Raw genomic sequence first — 23,010 nt, 5'->3', positions numbered from 1 at the left:
AATTGTGATCTAGATCATTAATAAAGAGTGAACTAATTCCAAGTCATTAATTGATATAAGCGTTTCCAACGGTCTGGCAAGGGACAATCAATTTCAATTGACTGCAACTTATATGGGTGGACAAAGCTCAAACGGTTAGAAAACAACCACAAACCAGAGTAACCCAAATCTCGAAACAAACGATTATGACGTCCGTCTCCGTAGGTGGTATCACCAATAATATGGTGACTTAAATGATGCATGTGACGTCGAAGCTGATGTTTTCTTCCAGTTTTAGGTTGCATCGCCACTAGGCTATAACGCGATGTAGGAAACTTTCCTGATGGATAAGGCAATTCTGCAGTTTGTAAACCTTGGTAGGCCGTTATCGCGCTTTGCGCCGGTTTATCCTCTCGCGCTTGTCGGTCAGTCATCTTATCTAGCTTTTCTTTCAAGGGTAGTCGAGAAGGTGCTCCCCTTCTACATAGCCCCTCACCACAGCTAAATAGTTTTTACCAACCTTATGTGAAGCAAACTGTTCAGCTAATTTACGTGCAGCTTCCGAAGACTTTGCCATCAGCAACACGCCACAAGTAGGTCTGTCTAACCGGTGTACCGGATAAACATATTGGCCCAATTGGTCGCGCAACATCTGTAACGCAAACAGGCTAGCCTCTTTTGCTATCCAGCTACGATGAACCAATAAGCCTGCTGGTTTATACACGGCAACATAGTGCTCATCTTCATATAACACTTCTAATCGAGCGCCAATTGCTTCTATTTGTTCAATATCTTCGCTAGATAAAAGCCCAGACTCATTCATTAGAAAAACTCGCGTCGAAGGATTTTAGAACCACTAATAACTCAGCTACATCAAACGACTCATGCTTTAATGCTTCTTCAGCGTAAGGGCTAATCGCTACAACCTTTGGCAAAGGTAAGTCATTCTCGATTAAGTGGTACATTTTAGGCAATAGTACAAACTGCAGCCATTGGGTGAATGAAAGGCTATCGATACAAAATGGTTGAGTGCTAGCTAAGGCCTGAGCCGACGGAGAGTTAAGCTGCCAGCACTGCGCTTGCTTTAAACAACGCTCAATTTGCTGGAGTTGTTCAAGGATAATTTGGGACATCAATTTTGTTCAGCTAAAGAGCGAATTATATCATCGCGCGCACCCTGCTCCCAAGCTTTCATCAACAATTGCCCTTGGCCTAATAAATGTGGATACTGACGGCAAAATTTGCAAAGAACAGCGAATAGTCGAAATGAAACAACTCTCTACTCTCAGTGAAATACTGCAGGCGTCGGGCAGCGAGCTACAAATTTACGAAATGGGCCGGCAAGTTCAAGTCATTAATAAACAAGATTTTTATCAAATGGAGATCGCTGCACTCCCCTATCCAGCTCCAATTAAGCAGCACGCTCGCTTTGCCGTTTGTTTCTGGCAAAAGCAACAGTCAAACACCCCCTATATTTGGTTCTTACAACTTCCCGTAGACGAGCAAGGGTTTATTCACTTAGGGGCTCGTGACCAATTTATTACGCTAGTGATTGATGCCATGGGTCAGCAACTTAATCAGCAACCCAGTGAACAGCAACAACAGGCATTAGCAAACAATCAATATATTTATAAACCGATTGAAGAAAAATTGGCTTTTTTTAACGCCATCTACAAACGTGATTGCCGATTACCACCGTCTGAACACTACACCGCGGTACGTCAGTATTTAGCCGATGAAACCCGCTGGGAACAATGGCAACAACTCGCGTTACAAGGCTTGGCAGACCTAGTCGCTCGCTTAGATAAGGAGGGTAACAGTAAATTACTCTGTGACGCCCTACCCAAGCTGCCCATAGAAGTCACGCAAAAAACCTTGGAGCTTTTAGAACACGTTCAACTGGACCAACAACTAAGCCATTGCATCGCCCAGTTACATCAAAGCCAATTGGAAAAAAATGAAGAGTTAGCCAGTGTCTATTTACGCGCCTTAAATGGTGCCCAAGTTAGCCAACTAACCAAAAAAGCCATCATATTACAGTTAGATGCTGCGAGTTCAGTCCACAGCTTCATTGCGATAGCCGGGCGTTTATGGCCACATTTAAGTGATCCGGACTTACTCAAGCACTTTTTTGAAGCGCTGGCCAAGCAACAAGACCAACAACTGTTTTATCAGATATTTAGCGATTTAGTGTTCATTCCTCAACTGCGCAGCTTTGTATTGGCACAGCTACGCGATCCCAACAACTCCCCTGCGCTGCAAGGGGCTGTCGCCCAATTGCTCCAGCTTTATCAGGCCAAACAAACTCATTAGGTAAGCTTATGTCTCAACAAATCGCCCTGCTCGCAATAAAATCACTGGTAAATGAAAATAAAGAACCCACCCTAGCGCTGGTTAAAAGTAGGCTCACCAGCCGAGTACCGATGCCGATTGTTATTGATGCGATTAAGGCATATAAACAAAATCCCGACATTCTTAAGCAACTCGCCACGCCTGCTGAAACCAAGCAAACTGAGCCCAAACACTCGCTTGAGCAACGCGTCACTGAGCTAGAAACGCAAGTTGCTCTATTACTCAAGCGCATCAAGCAATTAGAGGAAAGCCGCTAAGCATGTTCTTATATGAAGTTCGTTTCGAGTGCTACAGCGATACCACCATTAGCCAAGCCGAAAAAGCCATCAATGCCTTACTCGATTGCTGGCGCTACAATGGACAAATCATTGGCCGAGAGTTTCCTCTTGTACTAAAAGAGGCAGTTTTCGCTTGCCGAGTAGTTTCTCCCCTGCAAGATAGCTTGCTAGAAAAATACCAAAGTAACCAAGTAAAGAGGGCAAAACAGGGCTTACACGATGTCGGCTTACTGAGCCCCAAACTGAAGTTGCTCGGGCGTGATATAAACTCCGATGACAGTGATGAGTGCCATACGCCCAAATGGCAAGTACTCTATACCAACTACTTGCAAACCTGCTCGCCACTGCGTTGCGGTGAACACTTCACTCCCATTCCGCTGCATCGCTTGCCAGCGGTGGCCAATGGCGACCATAAACAACTGATTAAATGGCAAGAAGATTGGTCGGCTTGCGACCAGTTACAAATGAATGGCAGCATTCTCGAACACGGCGCACTAAACGAGATTAGCCAGATAAACAGTCGACTATTTCGCCGCGGCTATGACCTCTGTAAACGACTAGAATACCTCACCCAGGTTCCCACTTATTACTATCTATATCGTGTAGGTGGCGATAATTTAATGAGTGAACAAACTCGAAGCTGTCCAAGCTGTGGTGGTGATTGGCGTTTAGAGCATAGCGTCCACGATATTTTTGACTTCAAGTGCGACAACTGTCGATTAGTTTCAAACCTATCGTGGGACTTTAAGAGCTAAGCGGCCACAAGCAGCTTAGCCAAAAATTCATCTAAAGAAGCCGCTAGCACTTGTTCAATGCCTTTCCCTAACTGCTCAAGTACCACCTCACCACTGTCGTTATCGATACTCACCACTTTCATTTCATCGTCGGTAGTCGCAATAAACACGGTGGCCTGCTTTTTCAAGCGCCTTTGCATTAGCAGATGGCCAATAATGTTTTCCAATAAGATCTCAAAATCCTGCTCATTCCAAGCCTGCACTAACTCGATTCGATTCTGCTGGTAATCCATCACTAGGCCTGCAGAAAAATAGTCGCCATAAAAGGCTTTTATACTAGCGTGCAAGCGCAGTTCTAAGGCATGCTCTATGCCTGAAAAATCCCCTTGCTGCTCACGTAGAAACGGCTTCCATTGGATATTACCATTGCGTTGTTCACCCAATTGACAAGGCGATAACCAATCTGGATCGTAGTCGAGATGCGGATAACCGTTAATCTGCCAATCTTGTTCAAACTTAGCAAAAACTACAGAGAGAGGGGAGCTTATAAGCTGGTTCATAGATGTGTTTCGTTTCAAATTAAGATAGACTAAGCCTAACTAATTCGATGTAACAACACCATGAAAAAGCAATCCTTAGACACCTCTGAACAATTAAAAGACAGTTTAAGCCTTGGTAAACCCACTGAGTATGTCAGCCATTATTCCCCCAATTATTGCAAGGCGTACCTCGCAGCATAAATCGTCAACAAATCAAGCTTAATGAAAATCAAGCCCTACCTTTTAGTGGCTACGATTTGTGGAACCTTTATGAGCTGTCTTGGTTGAATAATTCAGGCTTACCGGTGGTAGCGGTAGCAGAAGTCAAAGTGGCTGCAGACTCGCGTTGTTTAATCGAATCAAAGTCTTTTAAACTATATTTAAATAGCTTCAATCAAAGCCACTTTGCTGACGCAGCAACAGTTGAACAAACCTTAGCGAAAGACTTGAAAAACTGTGCTGAAGGCGATGTTGAGGTGAGTCTAATTCCGATTGATAGCGCTTATAACAACAGTGCATTACCGGGCATAAATATCGACCAACAAGACATTTTCATTGATGAATACCAACTCAAACCCAGCCTGTTAGAAGCTGCGGCCAATCCGCAGCAGCAAGTCAGTGAAAAACTAAACAGTCACCTGCTTAAATCAAACTGTTTAATTACCAATCAACCTGACTGGGCTAGCCTTTATATCGATTACCAAGGGCCTAAAATTAATCGAGAGGCACTATTGCGCTACCTTGTTTCCTTCCGACAACATAATGAATTTCATGAACAATGTGTTGAACGAATATTTTGTGACATCATGCACTACTGTAAGCCCAACGAGTTAACCGTGTACGCTCGTTATACTCGGCGCGGCGGGCTTGATATCAACCCCATGCGCACCAACGCCGCAAACGCAGAGCAAAAGCTGGGCAATTGGCGTTTACTTCGTCAATAAAGGTTAGATAATTGAAAGTATCAGTGAAAGCCCTACGCTTACTTGCCCTACTCTGCTGTTTTATGAGTGGCAATCTAGTTGCTTATGAGCATGGCTTTATTCACGTCCCCAAAAACCTAGAACCCTTACGACAACTATTAATTTCCAACCCTAGGGCTTGCTTGCAAGAAATCGAGCAACCCCAGCGTAAAGCGATAAAACCCAAAGATCCGCAAGGTGAAGAAATACTCAGCAATCAACTTGCTGCGCTGTGTGCCTATCGCATATCCCACACCGAACAAGCCTTAGACTTTATTAATAGGGCAATTGAACAAGCCACCGAAAAACAATATCAAGCCTACTTAACCCAAGCCTATATCATCGCTGGACTGATACTAAGTGGCGATCCAAAGCAAGCAAGCGCTAGCTATCACTACATTCAATTGGCGCAACAAAGTTTAGACAAACTCAATGTCTTCCCATTACCCAATATGCGCTTCCAGTTAGAAAAAGTATTAGCTAATTATTATCAAAGCCAGGGCAAAAGTAGCGAAGCCAAAACTCACTTGCTTAAGGCGAAAGAAGAAGCCTACGCGGGTAAATCAGAAGTAGTTCGATCATGGTCAGAAAACTTACTAGCCGAATATTATCTAACTAACAATCAGCCAGAACTTGCTTTAAGTCACCTCAGTGAAGTCCAAATTAACCAGCGAGGGAAACCCAGTTCAGAAGCACTGTTACTCAGTAGCATAGTTAACGCCAATATAGCTAAGGTTTATTTGGATCAGGGTGAGCTGGCCATTGCTGAGCAATATCAACAAGAAGCAATTGCCAGTGCGGTGAAGTTAAATAACCCCGACATTCAAGCCAGAGAGATAGCCGCGCTGGGCGATATGGCAGAACTAGGCGGTGATATAGACGCCGCTTTAGTGCACTACCTTAATGCAAAAGACATTGCCAAAGCCAACCACAATAAGCCCTTGCTAGCAGATATTGAGCTTCGGCTTGGCAAGACTTATATGGAATTGTCTAACTACACACCGGCATTAGTGCACTTACAAATAGCAAGGCAGTTATTCAGCGAATTAAAACTCAACAACAAACTACTGCGGAGTTTATTGTTACTGGGCGAGTTGCATATTAATAACCATGAGAATGGTTTGGCCATTTTACAGTTAGAAAAAGCCGAAAAAATTGCCAATACCATGGGCTTAACCAGTAGCCATAGTAAGGTTTACAAATTGCTGACTCAGGCCTACGAACAAAACGGTAACTACGACTTAGCCTTAGAACAATTCAAGGTATATCATAACCTTAGCCAACAATATCAACAGATCAGAAACGAACTAAAACGCGAGCAATTTAAACAACACTACCAATACATAGAGCAGGCTCAACAGCTCTCAGAGCTAACCAAAGAAAAAGCCTTAATGATCCAGCAAAGCAATGTTCAACAGCTTGTATTGGTGTTGGTATGTGCGTTTGGCATTATGTTGCTATTCCTCTACTTAGTGACGCGGCAAAAGCTGCTCAGTAAAACCACCAGCTTAAGCCAACTCACTAAACAATTTACCTTGCACCCCATGACTGGCCTCCCTCAATTGGCCAATAGCGAAATCCCATTGTTATGTTTAGATGAAGCTCAATATCATCCCCAGTCGACTAGAACCTTGGCTCTTTTATCGATTGAATACCTAGGTTTCAGTGAGCATCAAACGCTAGGCTTTCAAACTCAACGCAACTTGCTCACTTGCCTAATCAGTGATTTAAAAGATAGTCTTGAGGGCGACTACAAGCTAGGTCATATCAATGACAAACAATTAATCCTTTGTATTGACCAAGCTAACACTTCGCCCCATCAGCTATGCCAACAACTAACGGCTTGTGCCAAACTGTCAGCAACTAAGCAAGAAATTGAATTGTCATTGGCGATTGGTTGCTGCAGCCAACCATTTTTAGTTAAAGCTAAAGACGCCATTGACGATAAAGGTATGACCGAAGTGCTTTGGCTTGCTTTAGAAGGTGCTCAACAACTTTGTGCGAAAACCAAGCAGAGTCAATGGGTGGAACTAAGCGCGATGAGTGGCTCTCACGCCGCATTTTTCTGCAGCAATATCACTGAAGATATTAAGCAAGCGATCGCCAAAGGTTTAGTTAAAGTTAACGCCTCTGCAGACAAGACACTGATAAATTGGTAAACAAAAACGAACACCTAAAAGAAAACAATTGCCGTAAAAGCAAGGGACTGTGGTTACCTAACGGCGAATGTTATGCTAAATTCAGTTAATATTTGGCACGCTAGGAAGTATTGGTTTAAACGATGAGCGACATCATCACTATTAAGAAGCGACTTGCGTTGGTGAGAAACGAAATAAACAGCTCCAACAACAATCCTTCAAACCAAGAAGCAAAGGTTAGAATGGAAAATAAAGCGATAAGCCAGCTCATTTCTCGCCTATCAAAAATTTGTTATGGCATAGATGAACAGCTCGACCAAAAATTGGAAAAACTAGTAAAAGAAGTTGAAACTAATTCTGATCTCTCGGTTATTTTTCAATACCAACATGAATTAGATGGACTTTTTAAACAACATAGTGAAACCCTAAAAAAACTGCTCGCTCACAACCAGCGAATTATTAAAACCTCTGGAGAATCACTTAAGCGTATTAACGGGCTTCCGCCTCAGCTGCGCCGCAAGCTTACCGATTTTCTTGAACAACCGCCTTCATATTCACATACAGATAATCAACAACGACTCGAACAATTACTTAACTACTATTATCAAGCTCTTATCAATAAACCCGTGGTAGGCGGCGCGAGCAGCTCAGATAACGTAGCAAACCTAAAGCCCAAAGAAAGCATTCTCGACAGTCGTTTACACAAGCGTATTTGCGATGACTTACAACGACTCATTACCGAGCTAGATTATGCCGGCGACGTAGGAACTCAGCTAACCCAAATTCGCTCAGAATTGCTCGTCGGTATCGAGCCAGAAGATCTACCTAATTTATGTATAAAAGTCATTCAACTGGTTATCGAAGGTAGTCGAGAAGAGCGCAAAGCATCGCAAGAGTTTCTCTACTCTCTAAACGAAAGCTTAGAGGGAGTACATGATAAATTCAGTGACTCACTGCATCAGTCTAAAATAAACCATAAAGATCAACGGCAACGTGACGGCCAACTAAAAACCCGCATACTAGAGCTAGGTGCTGAAGTTCGCTCTAGTGACAATTTAGATACCTTAAAAAGTTCGATTCAAAATCGCTTGATCCAAATTGCCGACGTCTTCAAAGAAAAAGAACAACTTGAGCAACGTACCAGTGAATTGCTTGATGAACTCAGTAAAGTCGAATTAAAGCTGCGTCTGGTGCGTGAAGAAACCAATGAATACAAAAAGCGCCTCAATGCTCATAAACATAAATTGTTTATCGATAGCTTAACTCAAGTCTACAACCGTGCTGCTTTAGATGAACGCTTAGAATTAGAATACAAACGTTGGAAGCGCTATGGCTACAACTTAGGTATGGCCATCATTGATATCGACCATTTCAAGTCTATAAATGATAAATTTGGCCATATGGCGGGCGATAAAGCCCTGAAAGTAATAGCTCGAGCGCTACAGAATAATCTTAGAGATACCGATTTTCTGGCACGCTTTGGCGGTGAAGAGTTTGTATTACTAATGCCCAACATTTCTCCTGACGCAGTAATGGTGCCATTAGACAATATACGCGAACAAATTAAAGCCCTGCCCTTTAGATTCAAAGACCAGCAAGTAACGGTCACGGTTTCCATTGGGGCGACCTTGTTCAAAGAAAACGACAAACCGCTTGATGCATTTGAACGCGCTGATCAGGCCTTGTATGAGTCCAAGAGCAGCGGCCGAGACAAAGTTAATATAATCAGCTAGTTAGTTTCAAAATTACTAAAAATAACCGCCCAAAATCAAACGCCTCGCGCTATACTGTAAATATAAAATTACACAATAAGTCGTGAGGTGTTAATGATTACCCATATCAATCCTGTCGGCAGCATGAATTTGCTGTCGAGACTCGAAGTCAATCAACTCACCCAAGCCGCCTCAGAAGACATCTATTTGTTGTATCGCAATTGCAGCCTAGCGGTACTAAATTCGGGCAGTAAAACAGACAGTAGCCGTGAAATACTAGAACGCTATAAAGACTTTGAAATCAATGTTCTCAGCCGTGAGCGGGGGTAAAATTAGAGCTGGCTAATGCACCTGAAGATGCCTTTGTCGACGGAGAGTTAATCCGCGGTATTCAAGAACACTTATTCAGCGTTTTACGCGATATTGTTTATGTGTCTAACGAAATTAAAGAACAAGTTAACCTCGACCTTAATCAATCTTCCCATATCACTAACCTAGTCTTTTCTATCTTACGTAACGCTCGGGTAATTCACCCCGGAACGGAACCCAATTTAGTTGTATGTTGGGGGGACACTCAATTAACGACGAGGAATATCAATATACTCGCGAAGTGGGTAGTCAGTTAGGTTTACGCGAGCTGAATATTTGCACCGGCTGTGGACCAGGGGCAATGGAAGGGCCAATGAAAGGCGCGGCGGTGGGGCACGCCAAACAACGGGTCAATGATGGGCGTTACATCGGTCTAACCGAGCCCAGTATCATTGCCGCTGAACCGCCCAACCCTATTGTCAATGAATTAATTATTTTGCCCGACATTGAAAAACGCCTTGAAGCCTTTGTCAGAATCGGCCACGCCATTGTAATTTTCCCCGGTGGAGCAGGCACCGCCGAAGAGCTCTTATATGTATTGGGCATCATGCTGCACCCAGAAAATGCACGCCAGCCTCTACCGATTGTGCTAACCGGTCCTAAGTCTAGTGAGCAGTACTTTAAAAGCATTGACGAGTTTATCGGTGCCACCCTAGGCCATGAAGCCCAACAACATTATCAAATTATCATTGATGACGCAGCTAGAGCAGCACAAACCATTAAACAGATGATGCCGAAGGTAAAAGACTACCGCCGCGCCATTGGAGACGCCTATTCGTTTAACTGGAGTTTAAAAATAGATGGGGATTTTCAACACCCATTTGAACCTTTGCACGAAAATGTAGAAAAGCTCAATCTGCATTTCGACCAGGCACCACAAGATCTAGCGGCTAATCTACGCCGAGCTTTTTCTGCCATTGTTAGCGGAAATGTAAAAGAAGAAGGGATAAAACAAATTGAGCAAAATGGACCTTTTCATATTGATGGCGACCCCAAAATAATGAAGATGTTAGACAAACTATTAGAAGATTTTGTCTCACAGCACCGCATGAAGCTGCCAGGAAGTCATTACGAACCTTGCTATAAAATAGGTAAATCTACTAAAAATGGTGATTAAACCCCAAAGCAAGCACTTGGTTATTATCGATGCCTTGAACCTTATCCGTCGACTGTTTGCCGTACAGCAACAACGGGCGGCAAGCGCATCGCTAAGTCTAGCCACAGAGCGGGCACTAAAAAGTGCCTGTAAACGGCTCACTTCATCACTGCAACCGAGCCATATTATCGCCGTATTTGACGGAGAGCACTGCGCTTGGCGAGAACAAATCGCTCCAGAATACAAAAAAAATCGCTCAGCCATGCCCAGCGAACTGGCTGAGCAATTAGAGCCGTTAAAAGATCTGTTGCTCGACATCGGCATAGACTCAATTTCCGCCCCTGAGCATGAAGCAGACGATATCTGTGCCACGCTTGCCACTAAGGCCGCCAGTGCCAATTATCCCGTCACTATCGTATCTACCGACCGGGGCTATTACTCCTTGTTAAATCAAGGCGTCCATCTATACGACTATTTTCGGCGAGAGTACATCACCGTGACAGAGGTCGAAGAGAAACTAGGGATAAAACTCGCCCAACTCAATGATTACTGGGCTTTAGTCGGCAATAGTAGTGTTAATGTAGCAGGCGTTACAGGCATAGGAGCAAAAAGCGCCCAAACACTACTTAAGCAATACCCTAATGCACAAGCCATATTGGCAGAACCGCAGCCACAAAAGCTTGCGAAAAAGGTACAAAATAATAGTCAACAGTTGCAACAAGCCCAACAGCTACTCAAATTAAAAACGGATTTAAAGCTGGGGTTTACCTTAAAACAATTACGCTACCAGCAGAATTAAAGTGACCTAAGACATTCCTTATAAAAAATAGGGAAAGACTTTTCACAATAGCCCAGGCTCTGTTATACCTAAATAACTAAGACCTAAGTCTTAAGCATTTAACTTTGAGTATAGCGTTAAAAAAATGTAAACTAGGTGTTGCCCAAACACCTGATATTTGGGTATTAACACGGAGTGTTACCTCCTCCCCCGATAATAAGAATGCCTACGAATTAGGAAGAGATATGTCAACGAGACGAATCACCGTCATACCTGGAGATGGTATTGGACCTAGTATTATCGAAAGTGCAATTGCAATCATGGATAAAGCCGGTTGTGGTTTCGAGTATGATTACGCCAACGCGGGGCTCGCGGCCCTAGAAAGTGATGGCAGCCTACTGCCTGAAAAATCACTGCAACTAATAGAACAAAATGGAATCGCCCTTAAAGGTCCATTGACCACTCCTGTTGGCACAGGTTTTACCTCAATTAACGTTTCTATGCGTAAGCATTTTGACCTTTACGCGAACCTGCGCCCAGTGCGCTCTTTTGTTGGCACTAAAGCTCGCTACGAAAACGTCGATATTATTACGGTTCGCGAGAATACCGAAGGCATGTACTCCGGTATTGGTCAAAAGCGCAGTGAAGATGGAAACAGTGCCGAAGCTATGAGCGTTATCACCAGAGATGGTGCCAAGCGGATCGTACAATTCGCTTACGAATTAGCTCGTCGAGAAGGTCGTAAAAAAGTGACCGCAGTACATAAAGCAAACATTATGAAATCCACATCAGGTTTGTTCTTAGAAGTGGCTCGCGAAGTCGCTAAGAACTACCCCGACATCGAATCAGAAGAGATGATCGTCGATGCAGCCTGTATGAATTTGGTGATGTATCCCGAGCGCTTTGATGTGATGGTGACCACCAACCTATTTGGAGACATCCTATCTGATTTATGTGCGGGCTTAGTGGGTGGCCTAGGTATGGCCCCAGGCGCTAATATCGGTGACCGGGCGGCAATATTTGAAGCAGTACACGGCAGCGCGCCGGATATTGCAGGACAAGACATTGCCAACCCTACCTCGGTGATCTTAGCCAGTATTCAAATGCTCGAATATCTAGGTATGGAAGACAAAGCTGCCAAAATCTTAAACGCAGTCAAAGATGTTATCGCCAGCGGTGACAGAACCACTCGCGATTTAGGTGGTAGCGCCGGAACTAAAGAATTCACCCAAGCGATTTTAGACCGCTTATAAAAATGCAACTCAATAAAAAAGCAGCGTTTACGCTGCTTTTTTATTTCACAACAGGCTAGCGGCTTACTCGCGCAAACACCGTCACCTCTTCTCTATCATGATACAAGTGTTTAGCCCTGACTTCGTGTTGCAAGCCCAATTCAGCCAAGCCCTCACGCAATAGGGTCAAATCTTGCTGAACCTCATTAAAACGCTGTTTCATAGGCAATTTCAAATTAAACATCGCATATTGACACCAGCCGTTAGCCAACCATTTCAACATCAACTTGGTGACCTTTGCCGGACGCTCCACCATGTCGCAGACCAACCAACTTACGTTGCTTCGCTCTGGCTGATACTTAAAACCGTCCTCTCGATAGTGTTGTACTTGCCCAGTTTCCATTAACGACTCGGCCATCGGGCCATTATCAATTGCCGCGACAAACATATTTCGCCGCACCAGTTGATAAGTCCACCCTCCCGGACAGGCACCTAAGTCAACCGCATGCTGGCCATTAACTAAGTACTGCTCTCGCTCTTGCTGATTAAGCAACACCATAAACGCTTCATCAAGTTTTAAAGTAGAGCGACTAGGTGCTTGCGAGGGAAACTTTAAGCGCAGGATGCCGTTGTGCTGGGGATTGCCATTACGGGTATCACTATAGCCAAGCCAACAGTGAGTACCACTGGTAAAAAACAGCTGCATGGCTGGCAATTTAGAATTAGCTTTGGCCGTTAACCAGTGATGTTTTATCAATGCCTTCTCTAGAGGACGCGAAAACTTTTTACAAAAGCTAGACAGCGCCTTGCCCTCGTTAGTATCAGGGTACTCTAAACGTAAACTGCCACATTTAGGCAGCTGTTGCTCAAGCGTCAAAATCGATGCTATTCGATTATTTTCATCTAACTGCAACTCTTCCAGCGCTAAAAACCAATGCCGAGCAAACACCAACTGACGAAAATCCAAAGACTGATACAGCGCTTGTGTATGCTCATGAGAATAACAATTAAACTCGACAAAACCACTGTCGGCTAGCGCTTTAGCATAACCAAAGTAAGCCAGTTGCTCGGCATGAAATTGAATTTCGGCGGCACAATCACTCTCAAAACCAGAGCGACAATATAAAATCACACTACTCATTTATTTTACTCTTTACTGACCAAGCCAAGCTTAACCAGCCAATAATCATTATTACTCCACCGATTGGGGTTATTGGACCAAACCATTTTGAGCCAAAGAAGGCTAAGCAATACAAGCTGCCAGCAAATAGCCAGCCCCCCACCAACCATAAGCAGGCGGTTAAACGGCGTTTTTCAAACAAACTTAATGCAGCAACAATATGAAGTAGCTGATAAAGCACTCCGGTTTCAACCCAAGATAATTGGCTCTCACTCAAGATGCGACTTAAACCATGAGCCGCTCCTGCGCCCATCACCACACAAAAAGCTCCCGATACCGCCAAAGCCACACGTAAGGCAACAGCCCCTTTACTGCTCATGCTATTCAACCTCCACTAGGCCTTCATGGACAAACTCTTGTTGTTCTTGCTCTACCAGTGAAATCATCCACTCGCGAAACGCTACCAGCTTACCTTGCTCGGCTTGGCTGGGTTTACATACCATGTAATAGGCATTTTTACTCAGCAAAACTTGCTCAAAAGGACACACTAAACGCCCTGCTTCAATTTCTGGCTTAGCTAAAACACTGTGGCCCAAGGCCACCCCTTGTCCATAAACAGCGGCCTGCAATACCATAGTTGAGTGTGAAAAGATCGGCCCATGGTTCACGTTCATCTGGCGCAAACCCACCAATTTAAACCACGCTTTCCAATCTCGTCTGGCGGTATCATGCAGCAGAGTGTGATATTGCAAATCTTCTGGTTTGGTTAGGGCCTTTTCTCCCACCAACAAGCTTGGTGAGCAAACCGGCAACAAATATTCGGTATGCAGTTTATCTGCGCGCAAACCAGACCAATTACCCCGGCCATAATAAATAGCCACGTCTACATCTTCAGTTAAGGAGCCTTCATAAAGATCAACCGCCTTAATTCGTACATCAATATCGGGATGCAGCTCACTAAACTGAGATAAACGTGGCACTAACCACTGAATAGCAAAACTGGGTTGCAAACTGACCGTAATGGTTCCCTTTGCTCCTCTGGCCAATAGGCGGTCAGTTGCTTCAGTCAGTGAGATAAAAATATCTTTGATGTCAAGGAAGTAGCCTTGGCCTTCCTCTGTTAAAAGTAATGCTCTGTTTTTTCTACGAAAAAGCTTTAAACCTAGAAACTCTTCTAAAGCCTTAATTTGGTGACTTACCGCTGCCTGAGTCACAAATAACTCTTCGGCAGCACGAGTAAAGCTTAAATGCCTAGCAGCCGCTTCAAAGGCTTTTAACGCATTTAGTGGAGGCAAACGACGCGCCATATTCACACCCTGTTAACGGATAAGTTTTTCTAATCTATGGGCATTATAAATTATCTGTTGTTGCTCGGCTAGTTGAAGCTTATTATGCCCCCGCAATCAGCTGAAGGGGTCTGACACAGCACCTAATATCAAGGTGTTATGTCAGGCCTCTTCAAGTCGTTACCGGATTTGTAGTGGCTGTGATTGCTATGTTGTGTTTGCATTTGTCAGCCTATTTGCTGGCTTCCCTGTTTCTTATTTTGACCCTGTCTGTCAAAAAGAATTTTAAGCCGCTGCCTTTGGCAGTGGCTTTTTTTTGCCTTAATTTCAGTAAGATACTTAATTCAGATAGAATTCGAGTAAACTGGCTTAACTTCAGCAATCATTAAAAAAATTAATCTTTGATTCAGCTCACTAAATACATCGAACAAGCACGCTCTTTCATCGAAGTTCCCTTTTATGTTGATATCCCAGGCAGGCTTAATATGCTCAAGAACATAAACACCGATCAAGACCAATCCTAGCATAAGTAGCAACTAAACCTTGCTAGCCCCAATTACCCTAGCTAAGGGTAAGCTGAGCATGGCGTTTGGGGTGCACTTATATGTAATTTAAAGCAGCCGTAAACTGGCAGTGTTTTAAGTCATTACTTTGCGGAGCAAATCACAAGGCGAAGCTTGCCAACGAGCAATTACTACACCCAAAAACAGATAATAAGTAGACTAACGGCGACTTTTATTAACAGGTGTATTTATGAAAATTAATGACCATGCGCCAGTTCTTCCTTATCAAGCCAGTAGTCAACGCTATGACAGCATGCCCTATCGTCGTGTTGGCAACAGTGGCGTTCAATTCCCCGCTTTATCTTTAGGGCTTTGGCATAACTTTGGTGAACACGATAACTTCAGCAATGCTCGCGCTATGTTGCGCACCGCCTTTGACTTAGGCATCACCCATTTCGATTTAGCCAATAACTACGGTCCTCCTTATGGGTCAGCAGAAAGCAACTTCGGTCGGATAATGACCATGGATTTTGCGCAACACCGTGATGAGCTGTTTATTTCATCGAAAGCTGGCTACGACATGTGGCCAGGCCCTTATGGCGTGGGCGGTTCTAGAAAATATTTAATATCTAGTCTCGACCAATCATTAAAACGAATGGGCTTAGATTATGTGGACTTGTTCTATCATCATTGCCCAGACGACGAAACACCGATTGAAGAAACCGTTGGAGCCTTAGACAGTCTAGTTCGTCAAGGCAAAGCGCTCTATGTTGGTATTTCCAATTACAGCGCGGAACAAACGCGGCAAGCGCTAAAACTGTTTAATGAACTAGGCACCCCCTGTCTGATCCATCAAGTGCGCTACTCTATGTTTGATCGCGCCGCCGAACATCAACTGATGCCCTTACTCGATGACAAAGGTGTAGGCCTGATCACCTTCTCACCGCTTGCTCAAGGCTTATTGAGTGACCGCTATCTAAATGGCATTCCCACGGATTCGCGCGCGGCCAATAGCAAGTCCTACTTACAGCAAGACAGCGTGAGCGAGCACTTAAGACAAATAAAGCAGCTTCATCACTTAGCACAGCAGCGCGGCCAAAGCCTGTCGCAAATGGCTCTAGCATGGATTTTAGAAAAACCCGAAGTTAGCTCGGTGTTGATCGGCGCGAGCTCTGCGCAGCAATTGATTGACAACGTTCAAGCGGTAGATAACTTGTCGTTTAGTGGTCAGGAACTCCAGACTATCGAGCAAATCTTAAGTCAATAGAGACTCACAAATCATTAAGGCGCCATGCTGGCGCCTTAAACGTCTTTAAAGAAACGAGTGTCTTTTTATAAACGGTGGCACCATTTTCCTCGGTGGCTCAACCACCAAACTCGACAGTATTTTACGAAGCCAGAGTCTTGGCTACCCGCTTAGTCAATTTAATGCATAACTCATAAGGAATGGTATCTAGGGCTTGGGCCACTCTTTCAATCGGTAATTGCCGCCCCCACAACTCAACGCTATCACCCACTTTATCGCTAGCATCAGCGCCTAAATCAACCGTTAGCATGTCCATCGATACTCGGCCCACAATGGGGACGATTCGACCATTAATATAAACCGGCGTACCGGCAGGTGCCGAGCGTGGATAACCATCTCCATAACCCATCGCCACCACGCCTACCAGAGTATCTTCACTGGCACGCCAAATTTCACCATAACCAATCGGTTCACCTTTACGGTGCTGGCGCACCGAAATTAACTTCGACTTTAAACTCATCACTGGCTTTAGCTGATAATCTTGACCAATAGATTGCTCACTAGGTGAAATACCGTACAAGGAGATCCCTGCTCGAACATAATCATACTGGGCATCGGGCCAAAACAAGACGCCAGCTGAATTGGCCAGCGTTTTAGGCCCGCTATAGGCCTTGGTTAATTCTTCGAATAAAGCGATCTGCCTCGCTGTGGTATCTGACTGTAAATCATCGGCACAACTTAAATGGCTAATAAAACCCAGCTCTCCGGCAAGGTTGCTTGAGCGCTGTAGCTGCTGCACAAACTCACAAAATTGCTCTCGCTCAATACCCACGCGGTGCATGCCGGTATCTAATTTAAGCCACACTTGGATCGGAGCAGGTAGCTGGGCCGAAGTAAACTGTTGCAATTGGAAGTCACTATGAACCACCGTATGAAAACGCTGTTCCGCCGCCAGCATGAGATCCTCAAGGCAAAAACAGCCTTCCAATAACAAAATGGGCGTCTCGATCCCCGCAGCACGCAATTCTAAGGCTTCCTCAATTCTAGCCACGGCAAACATATCAGCGCTAGTTAAGGTTTGGGCCACTCTCAGCGCACCATGCCCGTAAGCATCTCCTTTGATAACGGCAACCAACTGCTGCTGAGGGCAATGCTGCTTTAAGGTTTGATAATTGTGCTGTAAAGCCTGTAAATCGATCACAGCTTCTGCAGTGAGCATCCTTCCTCCTTAATGAGAAAACTGAAGATAGTCGTTGACCGGATTAGCCACCCGGTCAAACAAAGCTGGATAAATAAATTAAGATTCAGTGGCGGCATCATCGAGCGCTTGCTGCTGAGAAAAATAACGCTTGGTCAGCTTAAATACCACAGGGCTTAATACCGCCAATGCAATTAAGTTAGGTACCGCCATCAGAGCGTTGAGGGTATCACCCAACAGCCACACAAAATCTAATTCCATAATTGCGCCTACCGGCAAAGCAACAATAAACACCAAACGAAATGGCAGTACTGCTTTAGCGCCAAACAAATATTCAGCACAACGCTCGCCATATACAGACCAACCCACAATCGTGGTAAAAGCAAATATCGCCAAACTAATCGCCACCACGTAACCACCTACTCCCGGTAGAACTTGGTCAAAGGCAGCAGAAGTTAAGGCCGCTCCAGACTCACCTTCAGTCCAGGCCCCGGAAATCACAATCACCAAACCGGTAATACTACAGATAACTAAAGTATCGAGAAAAGTACCTAACATAGCGATTAAACCTTGGCGCACTGGCTCATCAGTTTGCGCGCTGGCGTGAGCAATCGGTGCCGAGCCCAAACCCGCCTCGTTTGAAAATACGCCACGTGCCACCCCAAAACGGATCGCCATCCAAACGGTAGCACCAGCAAAACCACCTTGAGCCGAGGCTGGCGTGAAGGCCAGTTCCAGAATAGTCATTATCGCCGGACCAATCTCACTCAAGTTCATCAGCAATATAACCAAGCCACATAGGATATAAGCCACCGCCATCACCGGTACTAAAGCACCGGCAAACTTACCGACTCGTTTCAAGCCGCCAAGAATCACACCACCCGCCAATAGCATAATGACGAGGCCAACAATTAAAGGGGAAAAAGAAAAATTAGAATAAAGCACCTGTGCAATCGAGTTTGACTGCACCGCATTGCCAATTCCAAAACAAGCCACCGCGCCGAATACAGCAAACAAGGTGCCTAACCAAGCCCATTTTTTGCCCATACCGTTTTTGATGTAATACATGGGGCCACCGACATAGGCACCATTTTCGTCTTTCTCACGATAATTTACCGCTAATACCGCTTCAGCATACTTGGTTGCCATCCCTAATAAGGCAGTCATCCACATCCAAAACAAGGCGCCAGGACCGCCAATGAAAACCGCTGTCGCTACACCGGCAATGTTACCAGTGCCCACAGTGGCAGACATAGCAGTCATAAGCGCTTGAAAAGGCGGAATTTCTCCCTTACCACTAGCACCCCGACCACTCCACATAAGCTTAAAAGCCGGCCCAACATTTAAAATTGGCATAAATTTCAGGCCAACGGTGAGAAAAATCCCAACGCCCAAAATCAATACCAGCATGGGTACCCCCCAAACGATGCCATTCAACTGGCCAATTAGCCCAGAGATAAAATCCATTTTTTAATACTCCCAAATTATATTTAATTAACTAAATGAAATAGCTTACAGCAAGTAGCAGACCAATCTCCCCAAAACATAAATAAAGGCCTGTTATTGCTGTCCTAAAGGCACCAAAAACTAACAAATGTTAAACATCAGCAACATTTATACCGCCCATCCCAGCGCCAGAGCAATGAGCCAAAACACAGCCAACACCAAAGAACAAAACACCACACAAGCAATATTTAATAGTTAGCTATATAAGAGACAAAATCACACATCCATATTGATACATCTTATTAACATTAGTCATATATTCGGACATTAAGCTAAAATCGCGACATGAATAGCACCAAATAAGTGCAAAACTATAAAATCACACCAAATAGGTGCAACTTGAATGACTTTTTAATCATGTTAATAGTTTTTCATATTAGTAATGAAAATAAAAAGTCACTTATGGCCAATTTAAATCGCAAGAAATTTTCAGAATATACAACCAAGATAAAGACATAAAAGCAAAATTATATAAAGCCAAGTTTCAGTGGCTATTGAGAAATTATTCTAAGCGCAAAACTCTTTTAGAAATTTATATCCAGAATAATTCAAAACACCAGTACTTTATAAAAAAGACGGCTCCACCGCAAACAGCCTAATTTAGCGGTTTACATGCGAGGTTATCAGCTCAAGCCAAGTATTTTTAACCACTATATTCACCAGTCACGAAATTTTGTCATGCTTTTTGCTAATGGTTTCATAACAACTAACAACAACGATGCTGCTGTAAGCAAAACAGAAACTCACCAGCAACACGTTTTACGGAGTAAAAAGTAATGGAACTAAAAAAACCTTATCTATTGTTTCTAGGCGATGCCGCCGATCAACTCGCAGCAAAAGTGGCCCAAGGCATCAAAACTTGGCATCCCGAATATTGTGTGGGTCAATTTCGCCTGCCAGCTTGTAATGCAGATTGTGACTTAGAAGACCTATCTATTGCTGCGGCAGCACAAGCGGGAGCGAAAACCTTAGTGATTGGCGTGGCCAATAGAGGTGGCATCATATCTGATGAGTGGATTGGAGTATTAGTAGAAGCCTTAGAATCAGGCCTTGATATTGCGGCTGGCCTGCATAACAAACTTAATGACATTCCCGAATTAGTCGCCTGTGCCCAAAAGCATGGTCGTCAATTGTTCGATGTACGCTACCCAAGCCAAGCCTACCCTGTTGCCAATGGTAAGAAACGTGCAGGTAAGCGCCTACTCACGGTAGGAACAGATTGCTCAGTAGGCAAAATGTACACCTCTTTAGCCATCGAGAAAGAAGCTCAGAAACAAGGCTTGAATGCAGACTTTAGAGCCACTGGCCAAACCGGTATTCTGATCTGTGGCGAAGGTGTAAGTGCAGACTGTGTGGTAGCCGACTTTATTGCTGGCGCCATTGAAACCATTGCCCCAGCCAATAGTGATGACCACTGGGATATTATTGAAGGTCAGGGATCCTTATTCCATCCTTCTTTTGCAGGCGTAACCACTGGTTTGATCCACGGCTCACAAGCCGATGCCTTAGTTCTATGCCATGAACCCACTCGCACTCATATGCGCGGCGTACCCGACTATTCACTGCCAGATATCGAGACTTGCATGCAAGCCAACTTGGCTACCGCCAGCCTCACCAACCCCAAGGTAAAATTTGTGGGTATTTCAGTGAATACTTCACAACTAGAAGAACAGCAGGCTCTTGATTACATGGCTCAACTTGAAGCTGAGTTTGGCCTGCCGGTGGTCGACCCATTCCGCCAAGGCGTGGGCCGCATTGTTGAACAATTGGCGGAGCTATAATGGAAGTTCGTTTATCTACTCAGAGTTGGCCGATCCGCGGACACTTCACTATTTCACGCGGGAGTAAGACTCAGGCCGACACCGTTATCGTGGAACTGGAAGAGCAAGGCCAAATTGGTCGTGGCGAATGCGTACCGTATGCCCGTTATCAAGAGTCGATAGAAAGCGTAATGGCTGAACTTAAAGGTATCTTACCGCGTTTACGCGAGGGCTTGTCGCGCCAAGAGCTACAGCTGTTGCTACCTTCAGGAGCCGCTCGTAACGCTGTTGACTGCGCCCTGTGGGATCTTGAATGCAAGCTGTCGGGGGAGTCTATTTGGCAACAACTAGCGGCAACTCCCGCGCCCCTCACCACCGCTTACACCTTGTCCTTGGATACACCGGAAAAAATGCAACAAGCGGCTAGCGACAACGCCTTTCGCCCGCTGCTTAAGCTAAAGCTAGGGGAGCCGAAGATTTACAACGGGTTGCCGCCGTTCGCCAAGGCGCACCGAATGCCAAGATCATTCTCGATGCCAACGAGGCCTGGACAGTAGATCTTTATCACTCACTGATCCCCGAATTAATTAAGTTAGATGTCGCGATGATCGAGCAGCCCTTCCCTGCCGCTGATGATGAGGCGCTTAGAAGCTTAGCTCGCCCCATTCCAATTTGTGCCGACGAGTCATGCCATGACCGCGCCAGTTTGCCCAGCATCATCGGCAAGTACGACATGATCAACATCAAAACCGATAAAACCGGCGGTTTAACTGAAGCTATGGCCTTAAAGGAACAAGCCGAACAAGCCGGTCTGCAAATCATGGTGGGTTGCATGCTCTCCAGCTCACTTAGCATGGCTCCAGCCTTTGTGGTGGCCCAAGGCTGCGAAGTGGTTGACCTTGATGGCCCACTGTTACTCAGTGAAGACATCGAACATGGCTTTGAATTTAATAATAATCAGATGTTGCCTTTCACAGCGAAGCTGTGGGGCTAAGAGGAAATTAACATGCAACGTATCGTGTATATAAATGGGGAATATGTTCCCGAGTCAGAAGCAAAAGTATCAATATTTGACCGTGGATTTTTATTCTCCGATGCGGTCTACGAAGTCACTGCGGTACTCGATGGAAAACTCATCGATAATGCTGGCCATTTAGCCCGTTTAGAGCGCTCATGCGCCGAACTCGAACTCACTTTGCCTGTAAGCGGCGACCAGCTTACCGAAATCCAACGCGAGCTGATTAAACGAAACGGGCTAACAGAAGGTGGTATTTATTTGCAGCTTAGCCGCGGCAATGCCGGTGATCGTGACTTTGCGTTTCCGGAAAACACCGCTCCCACCTTAGTCCTGTTCAGCCAAGCTCGCGCCTTAATCGACTGCCCTAAAGCCGCCAAAGGCATGAAAGTTATTTCCATCCCCGACATTCGTTGGAAGCGCCGAGACATCAAAACTGTGGGCTTACTTGCCCCCTGTCTGGCTAAACAGGCCGCATTGGCCGCAGGCGCCAGCGATGCATGGCTAATTGAAGAGGGTTATGTAACAGAAGGCAGTTCTAACAATGCTTACATCGTTACCGAACAAGGTAAAATTATCACTCGTCCCTTAAGTAATGACATCCTACATGGCATTACTCGCGCTAGCTTATTACAGCTCGCCGAAGATGCTCAGCTCGAAGTTGAAGAGCGTAACTTCACCATTGAAGAAGCTTACGCAGCCAAAGAAGCTTTTGTCAGCTCAGCCACCACTTTTGTCTGGCCGGTGATTGAAATTGATGGCCAAGCCATTGGCGAAGGAAAGCCGGGGCCAATAGCACAAAAACTGCGGGAAATTTATATCAAAGTAGCGCAAGCTGCGGCAGTCTAAGCCCAGAGCATCCTTCACTTGAAGCCCCAGGGCATAGAGTGAAGGATGAAATAACAACGCCCTCCGTCTCCTTCAGCAAATCAGCAGTTCACACAAGCAAACCCAAACGCTTGATACTAAGCACAACGCTAATCAAGCACTAATGCACACAAAAATTTAACTTATTTCTGAATTCCTTAAATAAGCCTTTACATTATGCCAAACTCAGGTACTATCGATGTCGCTCTGCTATTCAGAGTTATTAGTGAACCATCAAGTAAATGTAAACCTCAGAATTTCTTCGTTACTGTTGTTATCCTCAGTTTTCCCTTAGCTTTATCGTCACATTCAATAATTCAGTTTCAGCGCTCGCATTACT

The 23,010-nt window shown here is 44.8% G+C and carries 21 protein-coding genes and 2 pseudogenes; 14 read left to right on the top strand and 9 right to left on the bottom strand.

All coding sequences use genetic code 11. The features are described 5' to 3' along the window. Positions 1–32: 32 nt before the first annotated feature. Genes AR383_RS22405 through AR383_RS20950 form a run of 3 tightly spaced genes read right to left on the bottom strand, consistent with a single transcriptional unit; the run spans position 33 to position 1,112 of the window. On the bottom strand, positions 33–413 hold the full coding sequence (locus AR383_RS22405) for a pseudouridine synthase (protein ID WP_250636642.1): 381 nt from the start codon (positions 411–413) through the stop codon (positions 33–35). A gap of 17 nt (positions 414–430) precedes the next feature. After that, positions 431–802, bottom strand: coding sequence for a pseudouridine synthase (locus tag AR383_RS22400; RefSeq protein ID WP_250636641.1), 372 nt, complete (start codon positions 800–802; stop codon positions 431–433). Continuing rightward, positions 795–1,112: a YqcC family protein gene (locus tag AR383_RS20950; protein WP_055734895.1), complete on the bottom strand. Its 318-nt coding sequence runs from the start codon at positions 1,110–1,112 to the stop codon at positions 795–797. Before AR383_RS20950 ends, AR383_RS22400 begins: the two co-directional genes overlap by 8 nt. A gap of 133 nt (positions 1,113–1,245) precedes the next feature. Here AR383_RS20950 and AR383_RS20945 point away from each other — a divergent pair, with 133 nt between their 5' ends. The 3 genes from AR383_RS20945 to AR383_RS20935 are packed head-to-tail and all read left to right on the top strand — an operon-like array spanning position 1,246 to position 3,364. Then, a complete protein-coding gene (locus AR383_RS20945; RefSeq protein WP_055734894.1) occupies positions 1,246–2,292 on the top strand; it encodes a DUF3549 family protein in 1,047 nt (348 codons plus the stop codon). A gap of 8 nt (positions 2,293–2,300) precedes the next feature. Next, complete coding sequence (locus tag AR383_RS20940) at positions 2,301–2,588, top strand: hypothetical protein (RefSeq protein WP_055734893.1); 288 nt, start codon at positions 2,301–2,303, stop codon at positions 2,586–2,588. A gap of 2 nt (positions 2,589–2,590) precedes the next feature. Continuing rightward, complete coding sequence (locus AR383_RS20935; RefSeq protein WP_055734892.1) at positions 2,591–3,364, top strand: Zn-ribbon-containing protein; 774 nt, start codon at positions 2,591–2,593, stop codon at positions 3,362–3,364. Here the strand turns inward: AR383_RS20935 and syd are convergent. After that, positions 3,361–3,903, bottom strand: coding sequence for a SecY-interacting protein (syd, locus tag AR383_RS20930; protein WP_055734891.1), 543 nt, complete (start codon positions 3,901–3,903; stop codon positions 3,361–3,363). The genes AR383_RS20935 and syd overlap by 4 nt on opposite strands. A gap of 60 nt (positions 3,904–3,963) precedes the next feature. On the opposite strand from syd, the pseudogene queF reads away from it, so the two are divergent. From queF to AR383_RS20900, 6 genes and pseudogenes are all read left to right on the top strand, one after another. Next, positions 3,964–4,826, top strand: a pseudogene (gene queF, locus AR383_RS20925) (NADPH-dependent 7-cyano-7-deazaguanine reductase QueF). Between the two features lie 11 nt (positions 4,827–4,837). After that, positions 4,838–7,003 carry a tetratricopeptide repeat protein gene (locus AR383_RS20920; RefSeq protein WP_055734890.1) on the top strand — a complete coding sequence of 722 codons (2,166 nt, stop codon included), beginning with the start codon at positions 4,838–4,840 and terminating at the stop codon, positions 7,001–7,003. Positions 7,004–7,125: 122 nt separating this feature from the next. Further along, positions 7,126–8,715, top strand: a complete 1,590-nt coding sequence (locus AR383_RS20915; RefSeq protein ID WP_335338368.1) for a GGDEF domain-containing protein — start codon at positions 7,126–7,128, stop codon at positions 8,713–8,715. A gap of 93 nt (positions 8,716–8,808) precedes the next feature. After that, positions 8,809–10,180 (top strand): annotated as a pseudogene (gene ppnN, locus AR383_RS20910) (nucleotide 5'-monophosphate nucleosidase PpnN). Next, positions 10,170–10,958: a flap endonuclease Xni gene (gene xni / locus AR383_RS20905; RefSeq protein WP_055734888.1), complete on the top strand. Its 789-nt coding sequence runs from the start codon at positions 10,170–10,172 to the stop codon at positions 10,956–10,958. The pseudogene ppnN and the gene xni overlap by 11 nt, the downstream one beginning before the upstream one ends. A 224-nt stretch (positions 10,959–11,182) precedes the next feature. Continuing rightward, positions 11,183–12,190 carry an isocitrate dehydrogenase gene (locus AR383_RS20900; RefSeq protein WP_055734887.1) on the top strand — a complete coding sequence of 336 codons (1,008 nt, stop codon included), beginning with the start codon at positions 11,183–11,185 and terminating at the stop codon, positions 12,188–12,190. 55 nt (positions 12,191–12,245) lie between these two features. Here the strand turns inward: AR383_RS20900 and rlmM are convergent, their stop codons facing one another. Genes rlmM through AR383_RS20885 form a run of 3 tightly spaced genes read right to left on the bottom strand, consistent with a single transcriptional unit; the run spans position 12,246 to position 14,596 of the window. After that, complete coding sequence (gene rlmM / locus AR383_RS20895; RefSeq protein ID WP_055734886.1) at positions 12,246–13,310, bottom strand: 23S rRNA (cytidine(2498)-2'-O)-methyltransferase RlmM; 1,065 nt, start codon at positions 13,308–13,310, stop codon at positions 12,246–12,248. Next, positions 13,303–13,668 (bottom strand): DUF423 domain-containing protein, encoded by a 366-nt coding sequence (locus tag AR383_RS20890; RefSeq protein WP_055734885.1) that lies wholly within the window; start codon positions 13,666–13,668, stop codon positions 13,303–13,305. The genes rlmM and AR383_RS20890 overlap by 8 nt, the downstream gene beginning before the upstream one ends. Before the next feature lies 1 nt (position 13,669). Next, on the bottom strand, positions 13,670–14,596 hold the full coding sequence (locus AR383_RS20885) for a transcriptional regulator GcvA (protein WP_055734884.1): 927 nt from the start codon (positions 14,594–14,596) through the stop codon (positions 13,670–13,672). 732 nt (positions 14,597–15,328) lie between these two features. On the opposite strand from AR383_RS20885, the gene AR383_RS20875 reads away from it, so the two are divergent. Further along, positions 15,329–16,345, top strand: coding sequence for an aldo/keto reductase (locus AR383_RS20875; RefSeq protein ID WP_055734882.1), 1,017 nt, complete (start codon positions 15,329–15,331; stop codon positions 16,343–16,345). A 121-nt stretch (positions 16,346–16,466) separates the two neighbouring features. Here AR383_RS20875 and alr read toward each other — a convergent pair whose 3' ends face one another. Both alr and AR383_RS20865 read right to left on the bottom strand, forming a co-directional pair. Continuing rightward, on the bottom strand, positions 16,467–17,543 hold the full coding sequence (gene alr / locus AR383_RS20870) for an alanine racemase (RefSeq protein WP_055734881.1): 1,077 nt from the start codon (positions 17,541–17,543) through the stop codon (positions 16,467–16,469). 78 nt (positions 17,544–17,621) lie between these two features. Next, positions 17,622–18,989 carry an alanine/glycine:cation symporter family protein gene (locus tag AR383_RS20865; RefSeq protein WP_055734880.1) on the bottom strand — a complete coding sequence of 456 codons (1,368 nt, stop codon included), beginning with the start codon at positions 18,987–18,989 and terminating at the stop codon, positions 17,622–17,624. 815 nt (positions 18,990–19,804) lie between these two features. Here AR383_RS20865 and dgcN point away from each other — a divergent pair. From dgcN to AR383_RS20850, 4 genes are read left to right on the top strand one after another with little or no spacing between them, the layout of a single operon-like run. Continuing rightward, on the top strand, positions 19,805–20,809 hold the full coding sequence (gene dgcN, locus AR383_RS20860; RefSeq protein ID WP_055734879.1) for an N-acetyltransferase DgcN: 1,005 nt from the start codon (positions 19,805–19,807) through the stop codon (positions 20,807–20,809). Then, positions 20,809–21,345 carry an enolase-like domain-containing protein gene (locus tag AR383_RS21865; protein WP_198150191.1) on the top strand — a complete coding sequence of 179 codons (537 nt, stop codon included), beginning with the start codon at positions 20,809–20,811 and terminating at the stop codon, positions 21,343–21,345. Before dgcN ends, AR383_RS21865 begins: the two co-directional genes overlap by 1 nt. Then, positions 21,312–21,782: an enolase C-terminal domain-like protein gene (locus tag AR383_RS21860; RefSeq protein ID WP_335338405.1), complete on the top strand. Its 471-nt coding sequence runs from the start codon at positions 21,312–21,314 to the stop codon at positions 21,780–21,782. Before AR383_RS21865 ends, AR383_RS21860 begins: the two co-directional genes overlap by 34 nt. Before the next feature lie 12 nt (positions 21,783–21,794). Then, positions 21,795–22,652: a D-amino-acid transaminase gene (locus tag AR383_RS20850; RefSeq protein ID WP_055734878.1), complete on the top strand. Its 858-nt coding sequence runs from the start codon at positions 21,795–21,797 to the stop codon at positions 22,650–22,652. Positions 22,653–23,010 lie beyond the last annotated feature (358 nt).

This window comes from Agarivorans gilvus, from assembly GCF_001420915.1.
Classification (GTDB): Bacteria; Pseudomonadota; Gammaproteobacteria; order Enterobacterales; family Celerinatantimonadaceae; genus Agarivorans; species Agarivorans gilvus.
This window is presented reverse-complemented; position numbering and strand designations above follow the sequence as displayed.